The organism is Mesorhizobium sp. M7A.F.Ca.CA.004.12.1.1 (assembly GCF_003997835.1).
GTDB lineage: Bacteria > Pseudomonadota > Alphaproteobacteria > Rhizobiales > Rhizobiaceae > Mesorhizobium.
This window is the reverse complement of the sequence record NZ_RZRK01000841.1, coordinates 1-2,613: the sequence shown is the minus strand read 5'-3', so window position 1 is coordinate 2,613 and position 2,613 is coordinate 1. Positions and strand designations below refer to the sequence as shown.

2 protein-coding genes are annotated in these 2,613 nt (G+C 60.2%); both read right to left on the bottom strand.

The window, feature by feature from the left end; all coding sequences use genetic code 11:
• Positions 1-877 (bottom strand): DUF444 family protein (locus EN984_RS30530; protein WP_164765757.1); only part of this gene is annotated, 877 nt, incomplete at its 3' end.
• 17 nt (positions 878-894) lie between these two features.
• The coding region (locus EN984_RS30525) for a PrkA family serine protein kinase (RefSeq protein ID WP_127384186.1) at positions 895-2,613 on the bottom strand (1,719 nt) is incomplete at its 5' end.

Here is a 2,613-nt window from a genome sequence, read left to right as displayed (position 1 = left end):
TGTGGCGGATGAAGACAATCTCGATGCGGTCGTAGCGTCGTTTCAAGAACAGGTGCAGCAAGACGAAGAAGCGCTTGGCCAGATCCTTCTCGCGCTCGCCCATGGACCCGGACACGTCCATCAGACAGAACATGACGGCATTGGCGTTCGGCACCGGCCGGGAATCGAAGCGGTTGAAGCGGATGTCGACCGGATCGACATAGGCAATGCGTCGGCGGCGTCGTTCCAGCCGGTCAAGCTCTTCGCTCAATGCCGCGATACGCTGGCGCGCGTCGGCGCTGGATGGCGCCTCCTCGAGCGAGGCGATTTCCTCGAGGATCGCATCCAGTTCGACCTGCTTGGGGCGCCTCAGCGCAATGCGGCGGCCGTGGCTGTTGCGCATCGTGCGGCCGACATTGATGTTGGTCGGCGAACCGGTGGCGGCGAAGCCCGCCCTGCGCGGCTTGAAGGCAAGGATCTCCTTGAGGTTGAGCTTGACCATGTCGGGGAGTTCGAGATCCTCGAAGAAAAGATCGAGCACTTCCTCGCGCGACAGTACGAAACGAAAGTCGTCCTCGGATGCCTTGTTTCCCGGGGACGACGCTCCCCCGCCGCCTCCGCCGGGCTTGGGGATCAGGTCTCCAGCGGAGAAATGCCTGTTGCCCGGCAAGATGTGCTGGCGCCTGCCACTGTCGCGGGCGTTGCTGAAGCTCGGCTCGCTTGTGCCTCTTTCGGGCATGCGCACGGCGTGCTCGGAATCCGCGTCGGCAATCCTGCCGGTGCGGATCTGGTCGCGTATGCTCCGCTTCAATTCCTCGCGCGCGCGTCGGAGGAAGCGCTGGCGATTGCCGAGACTCTTGTCTTTCGGGTTCAGGCGGCGGTCGATGAAGATCGGCATGGAACCATCCGGGTTCTCTAACCCGCCCTGTTCACCCGCATGTACCAGTCCACAAGGCGACGAACCTGCCGCTCGGTGTAGCCGCGCTCGACCATCCGCTGCACGAATTCATTGTGCCGCTTTTCCGTGACGCTGTCCTGCTTGGAGCCGAAACTGATCACCGGCAGGAGGTCCTCGACCTGGCCGAACATGCGTTTCTCGATGACTTCCCGCAGCTTTTCGTAACTTGTCCACGCCGGGTTGCGGCCATGGTTTCTTGCACGGGCGCGCAGCGTGAATTTCACCACCTCGTTGCGGAAGTCCTTGGGATTGGCGATGCCGGCCGGCTTTTCGACCTGTGAAAGCTCGTTGTCCAAAACCTCGCGGTTGAGGATCTGGCCGGTGTCGGGATCCTTGTAGTCCTGGTCTTCGATCCAGGCGTCGGCATAGGCGATGTAGCGGTCGAAAAGATTCTGGCCATACTCGCTGTACGATTCCAGATAGGCCTTCTGGATCTCATGACCGATGAATTCGGCATACCGCGCGGCCAGTTCGGACTTGATGAACTCCAGATAGGCGGCTTCCGTCTCCTTCGGAAACTGTTCGCGCTTGATTGCCTCCTCCAGGATGTACATGAGGTGCACGGGGTCGGCGGCCACCTCTTCGGTGTCGTAGTTGAAGGTCTGCGACAGGATCTTGAAGGCAAAGCGCGTGCTGACGCCTGCCATGCCCTCGTCGACGCCGGCGGCGTCCCGATATTCCTGAACCGACTTTGCCTTGGGGTCGACTTCCTTGAGGTTCTCGCCGTCATAGGCGCGCATCTTGGTGTAGAGCGGTGAATTGTCGTGCTCGGCCAAGCGGGTCGAGACGGTAAACCGGCTGAGGATGTCCAGCACCTCGGGAGCGCAAGGACTGGCGGCCAATTCGCTCTCCCGCAGCAGTTTCTCGTAGATCTGCCGCTCTTCGGTTATCCGCAGGCAATACGGCACCTTGACCACGAGGATGCGATCGAGAAAGGCCTCATTGTTCTTGTTGTTCTTGAACTGCAGCCATTCCGACTCGTTGGAATGGGCCACGATGATTCCCTGGTAGGGAAAAGCGCCGAAGTTTTCGGTGCCGTTGTAGCTGCCTTCCTGGGTGGCGGTCAGCAGCGGATGCAGGACCTTGATAGGCGCCTTGAACATTTCGACGAATTCAAGCAGGCCCTGGGTAGTCCGGTTCAGTCCGCCGCTATAGGAATAGGCGTCCGGATCGGATTGGCTGAAGTTTTCCAATTGCCGGATGTCCACCTTGCCGACCAGGGCCGAAACGTCCTGATTGTTCTCGTCGCCGGGCTCGGTCTTGGCGATGCCGATCTGGCGCAGTCGCGACGGCATCAGCTTGACGACGCTGAACTTGGAAATGTCGCCGGAAAGTTCGTCGAGGCGCTTGGCTGCCCATGGCGAAATGAGCCCATTCAACCGGCGTCGGGCAATGCCGTATTTGTCCTCCAGCAGGTCGCCCATGCGATCAGGATGGAAAAGACCAAGCGGCGATTCGAAAACCGGGCTGACCTGATTACCGACCTTCAGCGTGTAGATCGGGCGCTGTTCCATCAATTTCTTCAGACGCTCGGCAAGGGAGGATTTGCCACCGCCCACGGGGCCGAGCAAATAGAGGATTTGCTTGCGCTCCTCGAGCCCCTGGGACGCATAGCGAAAATAGCCGGCGATGCGCTCGATCGTGTCCTCCATGCCATAGAAATCGGCAAAGGAAGG